This is a genomic window from Pseudaminobacter soli (ex Li et al. 2025), assembly GCF_003012705.1.
Lineage (GTDB): Bacteria > Pseudomonadota > Alphaproteobacteria > Rhizobiales > Rhizobiaceae > Pseudaminobacter > Pseudaminobacter soli.
Genome location: NZ_PXYL01000011.1, coordinates 136,459 through 157,494 on the forward strand (window position 1 = coordinate 136,459; position 21,036 = coordinate 157,494).

At 62.2% G+C, this 21,036-nt stretch carries 20 protein-coding genes; 12 read left to right on the forward strand and 8 right to left on the reverse strand.

Annotation, left to right across the window (positions count from 1 at the left end; all coding sequences use genetic code 11):
- Window positions 1–49 precede the first annotated feature (49 nt).
- Window positions 50–400 carry a DMT family protein gene (locus tag C7I85_RS20480; RefSeq protein ID WP_106725874.1) on the forward strand — a complete coding sequence of 117 codons (351 nt, stop codon included), beginning with the start codon at window positions 50–52 and terminating at the stop codon, window positions 398–400.
- Window positions 401–418: 18 nt separating this feature from the next.
- On the opposite strand, the gene C7I85_RS20485 is transcribed toward C7I85_RS20480, so the two are convergent.
- Window positions 419–1,315: a DMT family transporter gene (locus tag C7I85_RS20485; RefSeq protein WP_106725875.1), complete on the reverse strand. Its 897-nt coding sequence runs from the start codon at window positions 1,313–1,315 to the stop codon at window positions 419–421.
- 118 nt (window positions 1,316–1,433) lie between these two features.
- Between C7I85_RS20485 and C7I85_RS20490 the strand changes: the two genes are divergently transcribed.
- The gene (locus C7I85_RS20490; protein ID WP_181257237.1) at window positions 1,434–2,474 is read left to right on the forward strand and encodes a DUF1176 domain-containing protein; all 1,041 of its coding nucleotides are present in this window, start codon (window positions 1,434–1,436) and stop codon (window positions 2,472–2,474) included.
- A gap of 96 nt (window positions 2,475–2,570) precedes the next feature.
- Window positions 2,571–3,128, forward strand: coding sequence for a tetratricopeptide repeat protein (locus C7I85_RS20495; RefSeq protein WP_106725876.1), 558 nt, complete (start codon window positions 2,571–2,573; stop codon window positions 3,126–3,128).
- A 67-nt stretch (window positions 3,129–3,195) separates the two neighbouring features.
- Here the strand turns inward: C7I85_RS20495 and C7I85_RS20500 are convergent, their stop codons facing one another.
- Entirely contained in the window at window positions 3,196–4,353 is a 1,158-nt protein-coding gene (locus C7I85_RS20500; RefSeq protein WP_245445022.1) for a PQQ-dependent sugar dehydrogenase, read from the reverse strand.
- A gap of 237 nt (window positions 4,354–4,590) precedes the next feature.
- Between C7I85_RS20500 and greA the strand changes: the two genes are divergently transcribed.
- The 3 genes from greA (at window position 4,591) to C7I85_RS20515 (ending at window position 6,964) form a co-directional block, all read left to right on the forward strand.
- Complete coding sequence (greA, locus tag C7I85_RS20505) at window positions 4,591–5,064, forward strand: transcription elongation factor GreA (protein WP_106725877.1); 474 nt, start codon at window positions 4,591–4,593, stop codon at window positions 5,062–5,064.
- Window positions 5,065–5,138: 74 nt separating this feature from the next.
- A complete protein-coding gene (locus C7I85_RS20510) occupies window positions 5,139–6,188 on the forward strand; it encodes a glycosyltransferase family 4 protein (protein ID WP_181257243.1) in 1,050 nt (349 codons plus the stop codon).
- A 38-nt stretch (window positions 6,189–6,226) separates the two neighbouring features.
- Entirely contained in the window at window positions 6,227–6,964 is a 738-nt protein-coding gene (locus C7I85_RS20515; RefSeq protein WP_245445023.1) for a glycosyltransferase family 25 protein, read from the forward strand.
- A 12-nt stretch (window positions 6,965–6,976) separates the two neighbouring features.
- Here the strand turns inward: C7I85_RS20515 and C7I85_RS20520 are convergent, their stop codons facing one another.
- Window positions 6,977–7,768: a glycosyltransferase family 2 protein gene (locus tag C7I85_RS20520; RefSeq protein WP_106725880.1), complete on the reverse strand. Its 792-nt coding sequence runs from the start codon at window positions 7,766–7,768 to the stop codon at window positions 6,977–6,979.
- A gap of 125 nt (window positions 7,769–7,893) precedes the next feature.
- Between C7I85_RS20520 and C7I85_RS20525 the strand changes: the two genes are divergently transcribed.
- Window positions 7,894–8,721, forward strand: a complete 828-nt coding sequence (locus C7I85_RS20525; protein ID WP_106725881.1) for a glycosyltransferase family 25 protein — start codon at window positions 7,894–7,896, stop codon at window positions 8,719–8,721.
- 98 nt (window positions 8,722–8,819) lie between these two features.
- On the opposite strand, the gene C7I85_RS20530 is transcribed toward C7I85_RS20525, so the two are convergent.
- Genes C7I85_RS20530 through C7I85_RS20540 form a run of 3 tightly spaced genes read right to left on the reverse strand, consistent with a single transcriptional unit; the run spans window position 8,820 to window position 10,728 of the window.
- The gene (locus C7I85_RS20530; RefSeq protein ID WP_106725882.1) at window positions 8,820–9,521 is read right to left on the reverse strand and encodes a glycosyltransferase; all 702 of its coding nucleotides are present in this window, start codon (window positions 9,519–9,521) and stop codon (window positions 8,820–8,822) included.
- A complete protein-coding gene (locus C7I85_RS20535; RefSeq protein ID WP_245445024.1) occupies window positions 9,518–10,195 on the reverse strand; it encodes a glycosyltransferase family 29 protein in 678 nt (225 codons plus the stop codon). The genes C7I85_RS20530 and C7I85_RS20535 overlap by 4 nt, the downstream gene beginning before the upstream one ends.
- Before the next feature lie 50 nt (window positions 10,196–10,245).
- A complete protein-coding gene (locus C7I85_RS20540; RefSeq protein WP_106725883.1) occupies window positions 10,246–10,728 on the reverse strand; it encodes an Lrp/AsnC family transcriptional regulator in 483 nt (160 codons plus the stop codon).
- A gap of 260 nt (window positions 10,729–10,988) precedes the next feature.
- Here C7I85_RS20540 and trxB point away from each other — a divergent pair, with 260 nt between their 5' ends.
- Both trxB and C7I85_RS20550 read left to right on the forward strand, forming a co-directional pair.
- Window positions 10,989–11,963, forward strand: a complete 975-nt coding sequence (gene trxB / locus C7I85_RS20545; protein ID WP_106725884.1) for a thioredoxin-disulfide reductase — start codon at window positions 10,989–10,991, stop codon at window positions 11,961–11,963.
- 44 nt (window positions 11,964–12,007) lie between these two features.
- Window positions 12,008–12,904 (forward strand): LysR family transcriptional regulator, encoded by an 897-nt coding sequence (locus tag C7I85_RS20550; protein ID WP_106725885.1) that lies wholly within the window; start codon window positions 12,008–12,010, stop codon window positions 12,902–12,904.
- 920 nt (window positions 12,905–13,824) lie between these two features.
- On the opposite strand, the gene C7I85_RS20555 is transcribed toward C7I85_RS20550, so the two are convergent.
- Window positions 13,825–15,876, reverse strand: coding sequence for an elongation factor G (locus C7I85_RS20555; protein ID WP_106725886.1), 2,052 nt, complete (start codon window positions 15,874–15,876; stop codon window positions 13,825–13,827).
- A 317-nt stretch (window positions 15,877–16,193) separates the two neighbouring features.
- On the opposite strand from C7I85_RS20555, the gene C7I85_RS20560 reads away from it, so the two are divergent.
- Entirely contained in the window at window positions 16,194–17,783 is a 1,590-nt protein-coding gene (locus C7I85_RS20560) for an ABC transporter substrate-binding protein (protein WP_106725887.1), read from the forward strand.
- A gap of 106 nt (window positions 17,784–17,889) precedes the next feature.
- Here C7I85_RS20560 and C7I85_RS20565 read toward each other — a convergent pair whose 3' ends face one another.
- On the reverse strand, window positions 17,890–19,092 hold the full coding sequence (locus C7I85_RS20565; RefSeq protein WP_106725888.1) for a pyridoxal phosphate-dependent aminotransferase: 1,203 nt from the start codon (window positions 19,090–19,092) through the stop codon (window positions 17,890–17,892).
- Window positions 19,093–19,304: 212 nt separating this feature from the next.
- Between C7I85_RS20565 and C7I85_RS20570 the strand changes: the two genes are divergently transcribed.
- Together C7I85_RS20570 and C7I85_RS20575 are read left to right on the forward strand one after the other, a co-directional pair.
- The gene (locus tag C7I85_RS20570) at window positions 19,305–20,177 is read left to right on the forward strand and encodes an EAL domain-containing protein (protein WP_106725889.1); all 873 of its coding nucleotides are present in this window, start codon (window positions 19,305–19,307) and stop codon (window positions 20,175–20,177) included.
- Complete coding sequence (locus C7I85_RS20575) at window positions 20,174–20,995, forward strand: EAL domain-containing protein (RefSeq protein ID WP_106725890.1); 822 nt, start codon at window positions 20,174–20,176, stop codon at window positions 20,993–20,995. Before C7I85_RS20570 ends, C7I85_RS20575 begins: the two co-directional genes overlap by 4 nt.
- Window positions 20,996–21,036 lie beyond the last annotated feature (41 nt).

Genomic DNA, 21,036 nt, shown 5'->3' on the forward strand with positions numbered 1-21,036 from the left:
AAATGATTTCCTGAAATGGTACTTCTCCCCCAACAAATGGCTTCCCCCCATGTCCTTCCTGTTGTCGCCCAAGATCGCGCCGGTCCTGATGCTGGTCGCCTCGAACGTCTTCATGACGTTTGCCTGGTACGGTCATCTCAAATTCAAGAGCGCGCCGCTCTACATGGCGGTCATCGTGAGCTGGATGATTGCCTTCCTTGAATACTGGCTCGCGGTTCCGGCCAATCGCATCGGCAGCCAGGCCTATTCGGCGGCCGAGCTGAAGACCATTCAGGAAGTCGTCACGCTGACGGTCTTTGCGGTGTTCTCGGTGTTCTACCTCAAGGAAGCGCTGACCTGGAACCATGCGCTCGGCTTTGCGCTGATCGCAGGCGGCGCGGCCCTGATCTTCAGGGCCTGACGCTTTTCTTGTAACGGGTCAGGCCGTTTCCGAGGCGCGGTCCCTGACCAGCAATGCCGGCAGCACCTCGACGGCAAGGATCGCCGCGAAGATCAGGCTGCAGCCGAGGAAACCGCTAGGGGGCAGCCGCTCGCCCAGGATCAACGCGCCGAACAGGGCGGCAAACAGCGCTTCGGACGACAGGAAGATCGCCGCCTGCGCCGCGCTGGTGTAGCGCTGGCCGATCACCTGTAGGGTGAAGGCGATGCCGCCGGAGAAGATGCCGGCATAGGCGATTTCGGGCGCAGCGATGCGGATCGCGCTCCAGTCGATCGGCTCGTGAATAAACGCGATGGCCAGTCCAGTGACGGCGCAGATCGCAAATTGCGTCACCGCCAACGTGATCGGCCGGCCGGTGCCGGATGCAGCCCGCGCGATGAAGATGACCTGCATGGCGCAGAAACCACCCGCCAGGACGGTCAGCCAGTCGCCCACGGTGAGCCGGTCGATTGCGCCGCCCGAAAGGAACCAGATGCCGGCAAAGGCGGTCAGCGCCGCGGGCCAGACGATCGGGTGCGGCCAATTGCGGAAGAGGACGACCGCAAACAGCGGCGTCATCACCACGTAGAGGCCGGTGAGGAAGCCCGAATTGGTGACCGTGGTGTAGAGCAGGCCGACCTGCTGGAAGACGATCGCGCCCAGCATCATCAGCCCGACCCAGAGAAAGGCGAGCCAGTTGCGCATGGTCAGCTTTTGCCTGGCGCGGCGTCCCTCCCGTATCGCAAAAGGCAGCACTGCCAGCGTCGCCAGCGTGAAGCGCAGGCCGATGAACACGAAAGGCCCGATCGAGCCCATGGCGGACGATTGGGCGACAAAGCCCATGCCCCACATGGCACCGGCAAGCAATAGAAGCAGATTGGCCTGGATACGGGTCATTTCTGATGTTCGGCTGGCTGGAGAAGATTGGGCGCTTGTCATAGCATCGCGGCTTGTGGCGACAAGGGGCCACGGGTGGCATCAGGATAGCCACACGGCATTGAGGGAAAATTTTCGCATGCGTTTGCTTCTGGTCACGGCGTTGCTGTGCGTTTGCGGGGTGTCGGCAGCTTCAGCCGGCTCCTACAAGCAGATCAAGGATTTCGAGGTTTCCTGTTCGGTGGCTTTGGCCTGCCGGATCCAGACGCCGGCGAAGTCGCCCGCGCATCCGGCTGTCAGCGCCTTCACGCTTTCGCGCAAGGCCGGGCCTGATGCGCCGCTGGAAGTGCTGGTGGCCGCGCCCGAAGCTCTGGCTGGCGGCAGCGACATCGGGTTCGTCGCCGATGGCAAGGAGGTGCTTAAGCTTCCGCTCGCCAAGGCCAGTCGCAACGAAGAAACCGGCGAATACGGCTTTCCGGGCGACCCAGAGACGATGAAGCTGCTCGATGCGCTGCGCAATGCAAGCAAGCTGGAGATCGCCTACAAATCGGGCGCAGGCGAAGGGCGCTCCACTTTCTCGCTTGCGGGGCTGGTCGGTGCGCTGATCTTCACCGACGAGGCGCAGGGGCGGCTGAAGGCCAAGGATGCGCTGCAGGTGAAGGGCGAGGGCACCAGTCCGACGATCGACGTGCGCGAGATCTCGTCTATCGCCGACGTTCCGGAGGCGATCCGCGGACGCTTCAAGGATACCGGCAGTTGCAGCTTCTACGATGAAGGCCAATTCGGTTATGGCGGGTTTGACGCTGCCGTGGGGAATGATCTCCGCCTGCTGGTGCTGCCTTGCGGTGATGCCGGTGCCTATAACCAACCTTTCGCGGTCTTTGTCGACCGGGGCAGCGAGATTGATCAGCTTGCTCTGCCTGACATGTCCGACGAGGGGCCGACGACCGTCTGGCAAGCCTGGAATATCGATTGGGACCAGTCGGCGCGGGTTATGACAGCCTTCTTCAAGGGGCGCGGCCTTGGTGACTGCGGCAGCTGGAATAAGTGGAAGCTCCGCACCGAGGGTGACGGCCCGGCCTTCGTGCTTCTGGAAGCACGCGCCAAGGGCGAGTGCGATGGCGAATATGGCGGCGGGCCGGAAAAATGGCCGGCGCTCTGGCCGCTGCACGCCAAATAGGCGCTCTGCTTTATGAAGTTTTTGGTGCGTCGGGAAGAGTCGAGGGCTCGGCGGCGTTAGCGCGTCATACGAAGTTTTTTTGAGGAGGACTTTCCGATGCGCATACGCCTCGCCGCTCAGGCTGCCTGCCTGATGCTTGCTCTTCCGCTCACCGGTGCTGTCGCGTTCGCTGCCGAAGATGGTGGGCCGGGAACCGGCAGCAGCGGTCCAACCGTCTCCCAGTGCAAGAAGGGCGAGGCGTGGGACAAGAAGCGCAGCAAATGCGTCGCCGCCAAGAAGCAGAGCATGCTCGACGATGACAGCATCTACGCCGCCGGGCGGGACCTGGCCATGGTTGGCCGCTATGGCGAGGCGATCGAGGTCCTCAGCCTTGCCGCCAACAAATCCGATCCGCGTATCCTGAATTATCTCGGCTATTCGCACCGCAAGCAGGGGCGAGTGCTGGTCGGCCTTGGCTATTACGAGGAAGCATTGCGCATCGATCCCAACTACACGTTGGTGCGGGAATATCTCGGCGAAGCGCATCTCCAACTCGGCGACGTGATGGCCGCGCGTCGGCAGCTGGCTGAGATCGAAATGCGTTGTGGCAAGGGCTGCGAGGAATATGCCGACCTCTCGGCACAGATAGATGCCTTCGTCAAAACGAAGGGCTGAGACGCGGACAACCTCCCGAAAGCGGAAGCTCAGCGCGCGCGCCGTCGAAGCGGGCGCGCGCAGTTCGCTATTTCGCGCGCGACAGGCGGATGATCTGGCCGTCCTCTTCGTCGGTCAGCAGCCACACCGAGCCGTCGGGCGCCTCCCGCACATCGCGGATGCGGCCGAAGGCGCCCTTGAACATGCGCTCCTCGCCGGTGATCTTGCCTTGCGCGTCGCGGGTCAGGCGGGCAATGAGCTCGAATTTCAGCGCCCCCACCAGAAGATCATTCTTCCATTCGGGGAACATGCTGCCCTCATAGATAGCAAGCCCGGATGGCGCGATGGAAGGGTCCCAGTAATATAGAGGCTGCTCGTAGCCGGGGGCGGCCGTGCCGATGCCGATCTTGGCGCCGGAATAGTCGCGGCCATAGGTGATGATCGGCCAGCCATAATTCTTGCCGGCTTCGGGCCGGTTGACCTCGTCGCCGCCCATAGGGCCGTGCTCCGTCGTGATCAGCCCCTTGGTGAGCGGATCATAGGCGGCGCCCTGAATATTGCGGTGCCCCTTGGACCATAGGGCCGGCAGGCCCTTCTTGCCGTCTGCATATGGATTGTCCGGGGGGATCGAGCCGTCGGGCTCGACGCGCAGCACAGCGCCGGCGCTGTCGTGCTTGTCCTGCGCCCGCATGCCTTCGCCACGGTCGCCGGTGGTGATGAACAATGTGCCGTCCGGCGCGAACACCAGCCGCGAGCCGAACTGGAGCGGCGAAGAGGTCTTTTTCTTCATCGAATAGATGATCTTCACGTCCTCCAACCGTGCGTTCTCGCCTTCACGCACCAGTTTTCCGCGAGCGGCGGCAGTACCTGAGCCACCCTTGCCGGGCTCGGCGAAGGTGAAGAAGACCAGCTGATCGGACGCAAAATTCAGTGACGCGACAACGTCGAGCAGGCCACCTTGCCCGTGCACGGCGATTTTCGGCAGGCCCGCGATCGGCTTGGACAGCTTGCCGTCCGAAAAGATGCGCATGCGTCCAGGGCGCTCCGTGACGATGACGTCGCCGCTGGGCAAAAAGGCGAGCCCCCATGGATGTTCGAGCCCGCTGGCCAGAATGTCAGCCTGGACTTTGACCTCTTTCGTGTCGAAAACGCGCGGCGCCGCAGCGGCTGCGACGAGGCCGGTGCAGAGAAGCAGAAGCGCAAAAACCCAGGCAAACGACTTTGTCGGGCGCATAAGGTCGGACATAAGCGACGTGAGACGAGAAGCAAGGCCTTTCGCCCATTGCCGCAGACCCCTCCGCTGTGTGGATTTTATGCCGCATTCTTTTTTGACGTGAAAAATCCGGGAAGATTGCTATATTGCGCAGAGTTGAATCTGACGGTTCCCGCGGTCGAGGCTGCTGGACCGTTTTCTTTTTGTGCCTGCCCGCGTCTTTTCAGAAGGAATTTGGACGGGGGGCGTTTTGAGGAAAGGCAGACCATCATGAACAAGGTCCCCATGACCGCCGCCGGATTCGAAACGCTGAAGGAAGAGCTGCGGTGGCGTCAGCAGGATGAGCGCCCGCGCATCATCGAGGCGATTTCCGAGGCGCGTGCCCATGGCGACCTTTCCGAAAATGCCGAGTACCATGCCGCCAAGGAGGCGCAGAGCCTGAATGAAGGCCGCGTCCATGAGCTCGAGGACCTGATCGCACGCGCCGAGGTGATCGACATCTCCAAGCTGTCGGGCGACAAGATCAAGTTCGGCGCCACCGTCAAGCTCGTCGACGAGGAGACCGAAGAGGAAAAGGTCTACCAGATCGTCGGTGACCAGGAAGCGGACGTGAAGTCGGGCCGCATCTCGATCTCCTCGCCCATCGCCCGCGCCCTGATCGGCAAGGAAGTCGGCGAGACGATCGAAGTCAACGCGCCCGGTGGCCCGCGCGGCTACGAAGTGGTCGAGGTCCAGTTCATTTGAGACAGCAGGCAATGGCAGACCGCGACGGGATCGCGACGCACCGCGCCGCAACCGCGCGTTCGGCCGCGCCCGTCATGGCGCAGGTCGAAGTGATCGCGCCGCACATCAAGCGACGTCTTTCGGGCGTTACCAGCACAGTCATCCAGCTCGTGCCGATCCAGGCTCGGAGCCTTGGCATCACGACTATCGGCCCGGGATTGCCTGACCATCTGCCAAAGATGCGCTGGTGGCAGGTGTTTTCGCTGCTTAAGCGCCCGCGCTCCGGCCGCAAGCGCATCTGGCACGCCAGGCGCAATATCGAGATGCTGGCCGGCCTGGTGCTGAAGTCGATCTTCCGAGCCCCGCTTTCGCTGGTCTTCACCTCTGCCGGGCAGCGCGACCACACGCGCTGGACGAAATTCCTGATCCGCCGGATGGATGCGGTGATTGCCACCAGCAGCAAGGCAGCCGCCTATCTTAAGGTGCCCAGCACCGTGGTTATGCACGGCGTCGACACCGACAGGTTCACGCCGCCCAAGGACAAGGCCGCGGCGCTGAAGGCGCTCGGCCTCGATCCGACGCAAAACTATGTCGGCTGCTTCGGCCGTGTCCGCCACCAGAAGGGTGTCGACCTCTTCGTCGAGGCCATGGTCGAGCTTCTGCCGAGCCGGCCAGGTTGGTCGGCGGTGATATCCGGACGCACGACCGTGCAGCATGCCGAGTTCGAACAGAAGCTGAAGGATCAAGCCGCCGCAGCAGGTCTTGCCGACCGCATCCTGTTCGTCGGCGAGGTTCCGGACATCACGCCCTGGTTTGGGGCGATGTCGCTCTACATCGCGCCGCAGCGCTGGGAGGGTTTCGGCCTCACCCCGCTCGAGGCCATGTCGAGCGGCGTGCCGGTCGTGGCAACCGATGTCGGCGCCTTTTCCGAACTGGTCGTCGAAGGCGTGACGGGCAATGTCGTTGCCCGCGAGGACCTTCCAGCAATAGTCGCATGTGCTGGCCGCTTCATGGACGATGATGCGGCGCGGCAGGTAGCGGCAGAGGCCGCTCTTGCCCATGCGCGCGCCAACTTTCCACTGCGGCGCGAGGCCGATGGCATTCGCCAGGTCTATGACAAGGTTTGGGCCGGGCGGGGCGCGTAACGCGCTTTCGCCGGCTCTACAAGCGAATGGAAGAGCCGATGACCAGAGCCGAAGCCTTCGTCATTCATGTCAAGCGTGCGGTCAAGCGCCGCCCGCAGGTCGACGAACTGGTTACGAAGCTGCCGCTTGCCACGACGATCATCGACGCCGTGGACGGCGAAACGCTCGATGACAGCACGATCGACGCGCACTACAAGCACAAGCTGCATCGCCCTCATTATCCCTTCGAGCTGCGCCGCAACGAGATCGCCTGCTTCCTGTCGCATCGGCTGACTTGGCAGACCATCCTCGATCGCGGCCTCGATGCCGGCCTGATCGTCGAAGACGATGTCCAGCCGCTGGACGATATGTTCCCGCAGATGCTGAAACTGGCGCTTGAGACGGTGCAGCCAGGAGATTTCATCCGCTTTCCCTATCGCGCCTATACAGACAAGGGCGAGCGCGTGGCTGGCGACGAACAGACCATGCTGGTGCAGCCGAAGCTCGTCGGGCTCGGCATGCAGATGCAGCTTGTGGGTCGCGAGGCGGCTGCCGAGCTTTTGAAGGTGACGGAGGTTTTCGATCGCCCGGTCGATACGACCATTCAGATGCGCTGGCTGACCCAAATGCGCATTCTGGCGACCAGGCCCGTCGCGATCCGCGAGATCAACATGCAACTGGGCGGTTCGGTCGTCCAGTATCGCGCGCCGCGCCCGAAGAGCGAGGTTTTTGCCCGCGAGATCAAGCGCGCGCTTTACCGGATTTCGGTACGCGCGCTGTCGATGGCGCGGGCATAGGCTAGACTTTCCTTATTCGGCTGGCGCGTTGTCGAGGCCGAGCCGCCAGAGCTTGGCTTCGGTCATGAACACATAGCCGGCGACCGACACCGCAAGGACGAAGCCAGGCGTACGGCACAGGAAAAAGCGCTGCATGAAATAGAGCTTGCAAAACTGCGCCAGCGGTTTGAACGCGATCTTGAATACGTTCGAGGTCTTGCCGCGCTGGTGGCTTTGGATGGCCTTCAGCCGCGAATAGCCATTCAGCTTGCTGAAGTCCTCCTGCAGCGACAGGTTGCGATAGTGCAGAAGCCGGCCACGTTTGAGCTGTCGAACTTCGCCTTCCACGATTAGCGATTCATGGACGAGCAAGGTGAGGTCGTAGCGCGCGCCTTTGCGGACGAGGCGGCAGTGGTACTTTGAATGCACGCTGTCCGGCGGATAGCCGTAGCCGGGAAGAAAGTCCGGCCGCCGCATCGAATAGGCGGCCACCTCGGACCGTTCGAGATCGAGCGCCAGAAGCTCTGCGCGCAGGTCGTCATCCAGTCGCTCGTCGGAGTCGATGTTGAGGCACCAGGTCGAACTACACTGGTCGAGTGCAAATTGCTTTTGCCGCGAGAAGCCCGGCCAGTCATTATGGATCAGCCGGATCGGCAGGCCGCGAAGCCGATACTCCTCGATCAATTCCAGGGTGCCGTCCGTTGATCCGGAATCGACGATCACGATCTCCTGGCAGATATCCAGACTTTCAAGGCAGGCGCCAAGGGTCGATGCCTCGTTCTTGCAGATGATGAAGGCAGAGATCGGCACGGTTTTGCGCATCATGCTTTCTGTCCAAAAATCGCGGAGAATTGGATCTCCCCCAGGAAACGACTTTACGCGGCTTTACAGAAGCCGGCGAGGGTGGTCTAGGTCGCATTTCGAATGACGCAGCCAAAACCGGGCACGGTATGAAGGTCTATTTCATCAATCTGGATCGTTCTCCCGAACGACTCGAATGGTTCCTGAAGCAGACGGAAGGCATGGACCTCAACCTCGTCAGGGTGCCGGCGGTGGATGCGAGGGAGCTTCCCGAGGTGGAATTGAACCGGCTGCGCGCCTTGTCCTCGGGACGCAATTCGTTATCCGCGGCCGAACTCGGCTGCTTCCTCAGCCATCGCAAGGCGTGGGAGATGGTCGTCGCCGACAATGCGCCCTGGGCCTTCATTGCCGAGGACGATATCCACTTTTCATGTGATGCAGGAGGCTTTCTGCGCTCGCACGACTGGATTCCGGTCGGTGCGGATATCGTCAAAGGTGAAGCCACACTCAAGCGGGTCGAGATGGGCCATAAGGTGGAAGCGACGCCGTTTGGCCACGAGTTGCGCCGACTGATTTCCTATCACTTCTGTGCGGGAGGCTATTTTCTTACGCCTTGGACGGCACGGCGCTTGCTTGCTGTGACGGAGCAGCATTGCGAGCCGGTCGATGAGATCATTTTCTCGCCGAAATATGGAATTCTTGGCGAACTCCATGCGCTGCAACTGATGCCTGCGATCTGCATGCAGGACAATTTCGTTTCCGGTTCGTCACCCAACGAAAAGATGGTGAGCACCCTGGAAACTGACCGGGTGCATTTCCATCGTTTCGATCCGACGAGCGCGAGGTTGCGCGGCTGGCGAAAAATCCCGCGTGAACTGGGACGCATTGGCCGTCAGGTGGCGGTCTCCTTGCGGAGATCGGCTCTTTTGGCGACAAAGCATATAATTTTCAAGACGGTCCCGTTCCATCCGAACTGACGTCAAGATGGCATAGGTCGCCCGTCGTCCGCTGACTTAGTCGAGCGATGCCTTCTGAGAAACGTGCGCGAACAGGTGTCCGCGCACGCTGAAGCAAATCAGATCGGCTTGAAATCAGGGTCGATCTTCAAGGCCTCCCGGCGCCAAAGGTCGCCGTAGTCGACATCCTGCCAATCCTTGAACCAGGGGCCGCCGCGGGTGTAGTGCACGGCTTTGGGCAAGCCGTTGGCCGGCTTCTCGTTCCAGCCTTCGAGCCAGTTCCACTCGGTGGGGATACCGCCGATTTCGTCGTCGGCCGCCCACTGCATGCGGTGCAGGTAGGCACCGTTTTCGCTGTTCGCGGCTTCCGCCGTCAGTTTCCGCGTCGAGGGGTGCGCGCAGTTGAAGAACATGAAGGAGGACCAATTCTTGCGCGGATAGCTGGTCTGCACCTTGCCGTCCATCTTCAATCCGTCCTTAGGCTGGTAGTCGTGCTTGACGCACATGACTGCCTTCGTCGGATCCTGATAGTTCCGCAATTCGGCCAGATCACCGAAGAAGAGGAAGTCGCAATCGCAAAATAGCGCCCAACCTTCGAAGCCAGCGAGCAGCGGCGTGAAGAAGCGCGAATAGGTGAATTCGGTCGACGCCAGCGGATCGATCTCGCGGGAATAAAGGCCCTTCGCTACAAGGTCCTCCAGCTTGATCGGCTGAATATCCAGGGGGATCGACGCGTTCCGCAAGGCAGTGCTCTTGGCGACGTCATAGGCGATGGGCTCGCGGGAGTCCCAGCCGATGAAAACCCTCAGCTCGTCACTCATGTCAGAATCCTATCCTCTTGTTGCGAAGGGTCTAAACGCAAAACGGCTTCAGGGAAACCCTCGTCGGCCCCTTCATCAATGAGGATGATGCGCCCTTCCTGCACCCGCTCCGCGATCCAGCGGCGTTCGTCGGCCCAGGCGTGGCTTTTCCATCCCTGCCATGTGAAGCCGCAGACTTCGACGCGCCACTCCTTCGCCGGATGACGCTCGAGCGCGTGCCAAATTCCGAAGTAACCCGTGCTTGGAAACAGCACGCGCATTTTGTCGGCGGGCAGGCCTAGCGCCCGGCAGCCCCGTTCATAGAACTGCGGAGGCATGATCCGCACTTCCTTGTCTGCGCCGCCAAAGGTCATGATCGAGGGCAGAGTCCAGTCGCGGCGCTTGCCTTTAAGGCGCGATGACAGCCGCAGCTTCTCGAAATAGCGCTCGATGATGAGCGGGTGATACGGAAATATGATCTCCTTTGCCGCCCGGAATATGGGCGACGTCAATAGACCCACATCGCCGAGGCGGCGTTGCATCGGATTGCCGGAATTGGCCATGAATAGCCAATCGGTCTTGGTCCCGCTCAAGCCAATTCCGGCTTTCGGCTCGTTGAAGCGGATCACAAAGTCGGCACTGTCGACATGCTCGGAAAAGTCACGCGAAAGCGGACCATTGCCGACAACTACCATTCGCTTTCTAGAATCGGTCGTCCCCACCGAATTCCCCCTTGAATTCCTCCTTACGGAAAGTTGTCGATTGCCACCAATCCCTCGTCCTTCACCTGGCGGATGGTCAGCGCGGTGCGCACCGTGTCCACATTTGGTGCAGAGGCGAGGTCCTCGATGACGAAGTTCTGGAAGCTGGTCAGGTCGCTCGCGACGCAATGCAGCATGAAGTCGGAATCGCCCGACACCATCCATGCCTGCCGCACGATCGGCCAGAGCCGCGTGCGGTCGGCGAAGGCTTTCAGCTCCGCCTCGGCGTGATGATGAAGCCCCACGAGGCAGAAGGCGACTACGTCCATGCCGAGCGCGGGCGCATTGAGCTGCGCGCGGTAGCCGCGGATGATGCCAGTGTCTTCCAGCCGCTTCACCCGCCGAAGGCAGGGAGGCGCGGAGATGCCGACACGCCGCGAGAGTTCGACATTGGTCATGCGCCCTTCGTTCTGCAGCTCGTGCAGAATCTTCCAGTCAATCGCATCGAGATCGGCCTTGAGCGGCATGATTGTCTTTCTGGTTCGAGTGGCGCAAGAATCTGTCGCGATGGCGTAATTAAACTATAGAGCCGTCTGCGTCAGGCCGGTTAGAAGATTTTTTGGGGGTGTGGCACGCGCGCCATGCGCTGCGGCATATATCCACAACCTAAAGCTTTCCGGGGACTGCTGTTTTCGCTGCCTTGCTGGTGCCGCATGCAGCACCTAGATTAGCGCGACATATCGATTTCGCATCGCTTGCGCCGTCCCAAGTTCACGAAGGCTCTTTCATGACGACCAAACACGCGCCCGTTCTCATCATCGGTTCCGGTCCGGCCGGCTACACCGCGGCCATCTATGCGGCGCGCGCCATGCTGAAGCCTGTGCTCGTCGCGGGGCTTGAGCAAGGTGGCCAGTTGATGATCACCACCGATGTCGAGAACTATCCCGGCTTCGCCGACCCGATCCAGGGACCGTGGCTGATGGGTGAGATGCTCAAGCAGGCCGAGCATGTCGGCACCGAGGTCATCAACGACGTCATCACCGAGGTTAATATCGACGTGCGGCCTTTCAGGCTGAAGGGCGATTCCGGCACCGAATACAGCTGCGATGCGCTGATCATCGCCACCGGCGCCAAGGCCAAGTGGCTCGGCATTCCGAGCGAGCAGACTTTTATGGGCTTCGGCGTGTCTGCCTGCGCCACCTGCGACGGCTTCTTCTATCGCGGCAAGGATGTCGCGGTGGTCGGCGGTGGCAATTCGGCGGTGGAAGAGGCGCTCTACCTCTCCAACCTCGCGCGCAGCGTCACCGTCATTCATCGCCGCAGCGAGTTCCGCGCCGAGCGCATCCTGCGCGAGCGGCTGGCGCAGAAGGAGAACATCAACGTCATATGGGACACAGTGGTTGATGAGATCTGCGGCCAGCCCGGCAAGACGCCACTGCCGCCGTCGGTCAACGGCCTCAAGCTGCGGAACGTTGTCACCGGCGCCGAGACGCAGCTGCCGGTCGACGGCGTGTTTGTGGCGATCGGCCATGCGCCGGCGGTGGAGCTGTTCGTCGGCAAGCTGAAGCAGAAGCCGAACGGCTATCTATGGACTGCGCCCGACTCGACCCGCACCGACGTGCCCGGCGTGTTTGCCGCCGGTGATGTCACCGACGACATCTATCGCCAGGCGGTGACGGCGGCCGGTCTCGGCTGCATGGCGGCGCTGGAAGCGGAAAAATATCTGGCCGGCGTCGAAGTGCATCGCGAAGCGGCCGAATAAAAACAACAACAAGCTGGCGCGGCGGCTGGCGTAACGAGGGGAACATGGCACTCGACTGGGACAAGCTACGCGTGTTTCACGCCGCAGCGGAAGCGGGATCGTTTACGCACGCGGCCGAGACCTTGCGCCTGTCGCAATCGGCGATCTCGCGCCAGGTGAGCGCGCTGGAGCATGATGTCGGCGTGCCGCTGTTCCATCGCCATGCGCGCGGGCTGGTGCTGACCGAGCAGGGCGAGATGCTGTTCCGCACGGCGCACGACGTGCTGATGAAGCTCGAGTCGATCAAGACGCGGCTGAGCGAAACCAAGGACCGGCCCTCCGGCGTATTGCGCGTCACCACCACGGTGGGCCTCGGCGCCGGCTGGCTGACCGAACGCGTGCAGGAGTTCCTCGAGCTCTATCCGGAGATCAATCTCCAGCTCATCCTCGCCAACGAGGAGCTGGACCTCACGATGCGCCAGGCCGACTGCGCATTGCGCCTACGCCAGCCACAACAGCCGGACCTGATCCAGCGCCGGCTGTTCACCGTGCATTTCCATCTCTACGCCTCGCCGTCCTATCTGAACAAGCACGGCAAGCCGTCGAGCATCAGCGATCTGAAGAACCATCGCATCGTCACCTTCGGCTTGCCGGTGCCGGCGCATCTGAGCGAGCTAAACTGGCTCGAGACGGTGGGCGATTTCGAGAACGGCCAGCGCATCGCCAATCTGCAGATCAACGACATCCTGTCGATCAAGCGCGCGGTCCAGACCGGTGCGGGCATCGCCATGCTGCCTGATTACGTGGTGAGCAAGGATTCGGGGCTCGTGCAGATTCTGGACGAAACCGAGGTGCCGTCCTTCGACACCTATTTCTGCTACCCCGATGCGATGAAGAACCAGGCGAAGTTGCAGGTGTTCCGCGACTTCGTCATCGCCAAGGCGCGCAACTGGTCCTACTGAGCGACGTTTCAGGCGTCAGTGTTCGCCGCAGCGCGCAGGCTGCGCCGCCGGCGGTTATCCGGCCTGCGCTTGTCCTTTTCTTAAGCAAATCTCGGTATCTCGGCTTGCTGCCTGTTTTCGCGCCAACGCCGAAGCGGCTGCGATCACGATTCTGCGAAGATGAGGCGCGTGTCCCAGGCCCTCTGTGGCATTTTTTTGAAAGGCCCGGTGAATACCGGGCGGAAATGCCCGCTGGACCTATTTGATAGGCCAGAATTTGGACCACAGCCTGCGTCATTTTGCATGGGAGCCTTGCAAGGAATTTGCTTGTTTCTTGGGCAGGGCTAGCCCATATAACAGCCATCTCCTGGGCGCGTTCCTCCTCCCATTAGCGCCCTAGAGTGTTCCCCTCTGGAGGTTTAGCCTTAATCGGCACTTCCAATCAAACTCAGCCGGGTCATTTTGATCCGGCTTTTTTTGTGCCTGAACGCCATTGCCGCGTCGTGCCTTCCGGTAGTTCTCTTCCAAAATTCGTGGGTGCCAGATGAAGTATCTGGGCAGCCCAAACGCGAGGGGCGGCAGCCGTGCATCGGCTCGTCTTTCGGATCGATATCCGCTGCGAAATGCCGACGTAACGGTCACATGTAACCTTTTGTAACGTGGGCCGCGGGGGGATGCTTTGATACGCAAAGCAAGGACGCGGCGTTGGACCGCTGGAAGATGGGGGCATCGGCCAGCGGACCGGGCTCAGGCAGTCGCCGCGTCCGACCGAAGTTGCGGTTGGCACGGCAATGCTCGGTAAAAGCGAATGCGGCGGACCTGACGTGCTTATTCCTCCCCCCATCAAGGGTAGCACGGTCCGCAAAAGGACGGTGTCCGGTCCCTGCCGGACACCGTCTTTTCGTTCCGGGCCTCTCTAGGTCCGCGTCAGTGCGACTTCCTCATGCCGCCTTGCCATTGGCATTCATCGCATCGTCGGCGAGGCGTCCGGTCAGTTCTGCCATGTGGTCGAAACTGGCGCGATAGTTGGCGACCCCCGCCGTTGCCGAGCGCAACTCGATGATAAGATTGCCGATTTCGGCCTGGGGCATAGTTGCCTCGACCACATCCCAGCCCGGCCAGCCGGGCCGCGGATTGTAGCCCAGGATCTGGCCGCGGCGTTGCGGAACGATGCCGGTGATACGCGCGGTGGCATCCGACGGGGTGAAGATCTCGACCTTCATGATCGGCTCCAGAAGCACCGGCGAACATGCGCTCATGCCTTCCTTCATCGCTAGCTTTGCCGCCATCTGGAAGGCCATGTCGGAGGAGTCCACCGAATGGTACGAGCCGTCCGACAGGTTCACCGCGATGTCGACGACCGGGAAACCGAGCGGACCGGATTTCAGGAAATCGCGCACGCCCGTCTCGACTGACTGGATATAGGTCTTCGGCACCACGCCGCCGGTGATCGTGTCGCTGAATTCGAAGCCGGCGCCGCGGGGCAGGGGCTTTATGTCGAGCACCACGTCGCCGAACTGGCCATGCCCGCCCGACTGCTTCTTGTGGCGGCCGCGCTGCTGGATGCTCTTGCGGATGGTCTCGCGGTAGGGGACCGCCGGCGGGCGCGCCTCCACCGCGATCTGGTTCTTGCCCTCGAGGCGTTCGACCGTCACGCGCAGATGCATCTCGCCATGGCCCGAAACAACGGTTTCGCTCGAGTCCTGCTGGTGGCGCACCGCGAGCGACGGGTCTTCCTCGGATAGCCGTTGGATGGCGGCCGACATCCGCACATCGTCCTTGCGCTCCTTCGGTCGCACAGAGAAGGCAAAGACCGGCTGCAGCGGCTCGAAGGCGGCGAGCGGTGCCATGCCTCCCTTGGCGGAAGTCAGCGTCTGGCCGGTGCGCACATCATCCAGCTTGCCGAGCGCGACGGTGTCGCCGGCCGTGGCCGAGGAAAGCTTGGTCTGGTCCTTGCCGAACAGTCGGTAGAGGCCCGACACCTTGGCGCTGGCGCCACCGGGGAGGAACAGTTCGGCGCCGTCGGCAACCGTGCCAGAGAGGATGCGACCGACCGACAGCTTGCCGCCATGGGCGGTGTAGATCGTCTTCATCACCTGCACGACCGTCTGCCCGTTGTTCGGAGCGCCGAGCCGTTTCCTCGTTGCCTCGATGTCGGGGGCGTCGTGGCGGATGGTCTTCAAAAGCCGCAGCACGCCATTGCCCTTCTCGGCCGAACCGATCAGCACAGGCGTGATCGCGCCCCCGCGAAGATCGGCGGAGAGGTCGTCGAAGACGGCGTCGCGCGGAGGCTCGGTCTCTTCGAGCAACTGCTCCATCAACTGGTCATCGTGATCGGCGAGCGTTTCCAGCATGGAAAAGCGCGCTTCAAGCTCGCGCGCCTTCTCGTCGCCTGGGATTTCGGCGATCTCGCTTTCGGCATGCTCGCGGTAGATGTAGGCGCGCTCCAGCGCCAGGTCGATCGAGCCGACAATGGCGCCGCCCTTGCGCATGGGTATCTGGCGCAGCAAAAGCGGGGTGCTGCTCGTCGGCTGCAGCAGTTTCAGCGTCTCACGTACGCCGGCCTCGGTCTTTTCGATCTTGTTGAGGAACAGCACTCGCGGCACGCCGAAATCGTCCAGCTTGCGCATGATCAGCTGCAGGGCGGGGATCTTCTTCTCGTCGGCCTCGGCCACGACGACTGCCAGATCGCAGGCCGCCAGCACCGGCTCGGTTTCGAAGGCGAATTCGATCGAGCCGGGGCAATCGACGAAGGTGATGCTTTCGCCCATGAACTCGGTGGTGACGAAGGTAGCTTCCACGCTCATGGCGTGCGCCCGCGCCTCGGACGAGTAGTCGGACACGGTGTTTCCGGAAGCTATCGGGTTCTGGCGTGGTATGGCGCCCGTGCGGGCGAGAATGGCTTCAAGAAGGGTACTCTTGCCGCTTGCAAAGGGACCGACGATGGCGATGCATTTCGGTCCCGTGCGTCTTCCTCCTGCGCGATTTCCCATTGAGACGACCTCCTCCTTCTGATGCGTGAACACCGAGGCGGCGGCCGGCCCCCTCCGGCCGTCGCGAGGCAGAACCGGTTCGTCCTGCCGTAGCGGCATCGTCACACGGGTGGAAGCGCAGGGCAAGCAGAATGAGCACGTGTTTGAGACGATGCGGCGGGTGCTCCGGGGTGCTGGAACGGTCCTGTGCGTTCGTGCCGTTTGCGGCATCCGATGTCGCATGCGGCTCCGTGAGGTTGCCGTTGCGGCAGCCAATATCGCCAATGACGGGAACAACGACGACAACAGTCGACCCCATCAAGGAGGAGAAACCAAGCATGTCCAATGAACTCGAATTTTTGAGCCGCGAAGTCGTGCGCGGACGCCTGTCGCGGCGCGACTTTCTCGGCCGCGCCGCAGCGCTTGGCGTGACCGCGGCGTTCGCCAACACGCTGATCGGCGGCGCCGCGCGCGCTGCAGGCCCGGTCAAGGGCGGCGTGCTCAAGGCCGGCATGGTGGGCGGCGAGTCCACCAACAGCCTCGATCCAGGCAGCTGGGCGAGCCAGGTGCCTTACACGCTCGGCCGCTGCTGGGGCGAGCAACTGCTGGAAGTCTCGCCGACCGGCCAGATCGAGCCGCGCATTGCCGAGGAATATGACGCGTCGGCCGACGCCAAGACCTGGACTTTCAAGATCCGCAAGGGTGTGACGTTCCACAACGGCAAGGAGCTGACGCCGGCCGACGTGGTGGCGACGCTGGAGCGCCATGCGGACGAGAATTCCAAATCCGCGGCGCTGCCCTTCGTCAGCGGCTTCGAGAGCGTCAAGGTCGATGGCGGCAATGTCGTCATTGTGCTGAAGGAGGCCAATGCCGACCTGCCTTACGTCGTCGGCGACTATCACCTGATGATCCAGCCGAACGGCGGCAAGGACGATCCGACTGCCGGCATCGGCACCGGCCCCTACAAGGTCGTCGCCAACGAACCGGGCGTGCGCCATGTCGGCGAGCGCTTCAAGGACTATTGGGCGCCTGAGGCACGCGGTCATGCCGACCAGATCGAGATCGTGGTGATCAACGACTCCACCGCGCGCATGTCGGCTCTGCAGGGCGGGCAGGTGCACATGATCAACCGCATCGAGCCGAAGATCATCGAGATGCTCAAGCGCGTGCCGGGCGTGCAGATCCGCAACGTGCCGGGCAAGGGACACTACGTCTTCATCGCCCATTGCAACACCGCGCCCTTCGACAACAACGACCTCAGGCTGGCGCTGAAATACGCCGTCGACCGCGAGGAAATGGTGCAGAAGATCCTTGGCGGCTACGGCTCGGTCGGCAACGACATGCCGGTGACCGCCGCCTATGCGCTGTTTTCGGACGACATCGAGCAGCGCAAATACGATCCCGACAAGGCGAAATTCCACTTCAAGAAGTCGGGCCATGACGGGCCGGTGCTGCTGCGCACTTCGGACGTGGCGTTCCCCGGCGCGGTCGATGCCGCCCAGCTCTACCAGCAGCAGGCGGCCAAGGCCGGCATCAACATCGAGGTGAAGCGCGAGCCCGGCGACGGCTACTGGTCGGAAGTGTGGAACAAGCAGCCCTTCTCCATGTCCTACTGGACCGGTAGGCCGACGCAGGACCAGGTCTATTCGATCGCCTATCTGTCGAAGGCCGAGTGGAACGACACCCGCTTCTTCCGCGAGGACTTCGACAAGCTGATCTTCACTGCACGCGCCGAACTCGACCAGACAAAGCGCAAGGAGATCTATCGCCAGGCGGGCGTGATGCTGCGCGACGAGGGCGGCGTGATCATCCCGATGTTCAACAACTACGTCGACGCCACCAGCGAAAAGGTCGGCGGCTGGGTCGACGATCCGAATGGCGAACTGATGGGCAGCCACGCGCTGACCAAGTGCTGGCTCGAGGCCTGACCATTTTGGGCCGGCGGCATAGGTCGCCGGTTTCTTTTCATGGCGTTAAATAAAAAAAACCCGGCGGAAACGCCGGGTTTTTCGTGTCAGGGAAAAAACTGTCGGATCAGGACAGGGAGGCCGTGAAGCGCTGGATGCGTGTGCAGGCTTCCTCAAGCAGCGTTTCCGACGTCGCGTAGGAAATGCGGAAGTTCGGGCCAAGGCCGAAGGCCGAGCCGAACACCACAGCCACGCCCTCGGCTTCGAGCAGCTCTGAGCAGAAGGTCTCGTCGCCGTCGATCACCTTGCCGGACGGGGCCTTCTTGCCGATCAGATCCGCGCAGGACGGGTAGACGTAGAACGCGCCTTCAGGCGAGGGGCAGGAGATGCCGCGCGCCTGGTTGAGCATCGACACCACGAGGTCGCGGCGTGCCTGGAAGATCGCCTTGTTCTTGGCAATGAAGTCCTGCGGGCCGTTCAGTGCCTCGACCGAAGCCCACTGGGCGATGGTGCAGGCACCCGAGGTCTGCTGGCCCTGGATCATGTCCATGGCCTTGATCAGCTCGATGGGGCCTGCGGCGTAGCCAATGCGCCAGCCGGTCATGGCATAGGCCTTCGACACGCCGTTCATGGTGAGCGTGCGGCTGTAGAGCTGCGGCTCGACCTCGGCGATGGTCTTGAAGACGAAATCGCCATAGGTCAGGTGCTCGTACATGTCGTCGGTCAGCACCCACACCTGCGGATGCTTGAGCAGCACGTCAGCGATCTCGCGCAGCTCGGCCTCGGTGTAGGCCGCGCCCGAGGGGTTGGACGGCGAGTTCAGCACCAGCCACTTGGTGCGCGGGGTGATCGCCTTCTCGAGCGCAGCCCCGGTCACCTTGAAGCCGTTTGCGGCCGTGGTCGCGGCGAAGGTAGGGGTGCCGCCGCACAGCAGCACCATCTCCGGATAGCTCACCCAGTAGGGGGTCGGAATGACGACCTCGTCGCCGGGGTTCAGCGTCGCCATGAAGGCGTTGAACAGGATCTGCTTGCCGCCGGTGCCGACGATGGTCTGCTCGGGCTTGTAGTCGAGATTGTTCTCGCGCTTGAACTTCTTGGCGATTGCCTCGCGCAGCGGAGCAATGCCCGAAACCGGCGGATACTTGGTCTCGCCGCGGCGGATCGCTTCGATCGCCGCATTCTTGATATTATCCGGGGTATCGAAATCCGGCTCGCCTGCGCCCAGGCCGATCACGTCACGGCCTTTCGCTTTCAGCTCGCGGGCTTTCTGGGTGACAGCGATCGTGGCAGAAGGCTTCACGCGGGAAAGGGCGTCGGCAAGAAAGGCCATGACTTTTCATCTCCGTTTCATGGGCGGCCTGGGATTTGGCCGCGCATGTCATGTCGGATTGCGGGCCAATTCGCAAGGGTTGCGTGGGCAACGGTTCGGATATTTCGCGCAAGCCTACGCCTCATCAACGCCCGCGCAAGCCACGCATGCGTTAACGTGCAATAAAACCTTCACATGGCATTCTTGTTCGTCAATCCGGAGCAAACAGTATCGTGTCGCGCAATGTCGGACCCGGCCAGATCGTCAGACGGGACGACGGAACCTCCACGGCCACTTGGGGTGCGTTCGTGTTGGAGACGGCGTTTCAGCCGATCTTTGCCTTCCAGCCCGATGGCAAGCCCCGGATCGTTGCCTATGAAGGATTGATCCGCCCGTCCCTGGGCGGCGAGCGGATCTCGCCGGGCATATTCTTCAATGCCATCGTTGCGGCGGAGCGGCTGGCGGTCGAGACGCTGACGCGTACGCTGCATCTGTTCAACGCTGCTTCGTGCCTCTCCCAGGAAACGACGATCTTCGTCAATTTCGACCCCTCGCTTTTCACCGAGCGGTCGGTGTCCGACAGTGCGCTGCAGGACATGCGCCAGGTGATGCACGAGGCCGGCATCGATCCGCGACGCGTCGTATGCGAAGTGACTGAGCAGAAGGCCGCCTCGCTGGCAACGCTGCGCGCTTTCGTCGACGCGCTGCGGGCCAATGGCTTGAGGATCGCCATCGACGACTACGGAACGGAAGAATCCGACATCAAACGCGTCAAGGCGCTGCGCCCGGACATCGTCAAGTTCGACGCGCAGTGGATCGGGCGGATGATGGCGAGCGGTGCCGGCTTTGCAATGCTGACCGCCATGGTCGAAAAATTCGCCGAGCAGGGCATCATGACCGTGTTCGAAGGTATCGAGGAAGGCTGGCAGCTCGAGCTTGCCGAAAAGTCAGGTGCCGCCATGGTGCAGGGTTTTGTCCTGGCACGACCTGAGATCGTCTCTCCGAGTTTTGGTCGCGGCGTGGCACAGGTCGGCCATGCTTCGATGCCGGCGCGCGAAACCGCGCCGCGCCAGCACCGCCAATCCGGGCGGAAGAGCTCGTCATGAAATCGATCGGGGCGCTCAGCGAATCGCTTGTCGTAGACGAGTTCGACATAGCTTGCGGCGTCTTCGGGTCCTTTCGACTCAAGAGTTTTTACCAGCCGATCTTTTCGCGAGCCGGCGGCGCGCTTCTCCTGACGGGCCTGCAGGGCATGTCGGTGCCGTGCCTGCTTGGGCAGCCGGTCGCGACAGACGCATTCAGATCGGAGTGCACGCCCGAGGTCCAAGGGTTCGTCTCGGCGCTGGGTCTTGCGGTCCAGCTGCACAACTATGGGCATACCGGCATTGCCGGGCTCGACCTCCATGTCGACTGCGATCCTTGCGGCGGGACATCAGTGCTGTCGTTGCTCTCCGAGCGATATGCGGTGGGTTGTGAAGACGTCGTGCTCGGTCCTGAAAAGCTGGTCTGCGAGGTTTCTTCCTCTGCCCAAGCGGGCGACGATTTCTGGGACGGTATCGAGGAACTGCGCTGGAAGGGCGTGCGGCTTGCCGGTTCATTTGGCGCGGATCGCACACTGCCGGCCGAGGCCAAGGCCGATGTGGTGCGGATCGAAAGCGCCTGGTTCCGCAAGATCTGCAACGAGCCGACCGCGCGGCTCCTGGGGCCGATGATATCGGTGATGCGCAGCCATGGCGCGAAGGTTTTGATCGGCGGCATCGAAACGGCGCATCGGCTGCGCATTGCGCTGGAGGCCGGGGCCGATCATTTCCAGGGCGATTTTCTCGCCGAGCCGGTGGCAGCCGGCTGCGCCTTCGACGAGGCGCCGCTCTCGATAGCCGCCTTGCTCGGCGTCGGACAGAACGTGGTTTCGTTTCGGCGCTGAACCATCACTTGCCGTGGAGGGTCGGCCAAAACAAATCGTTG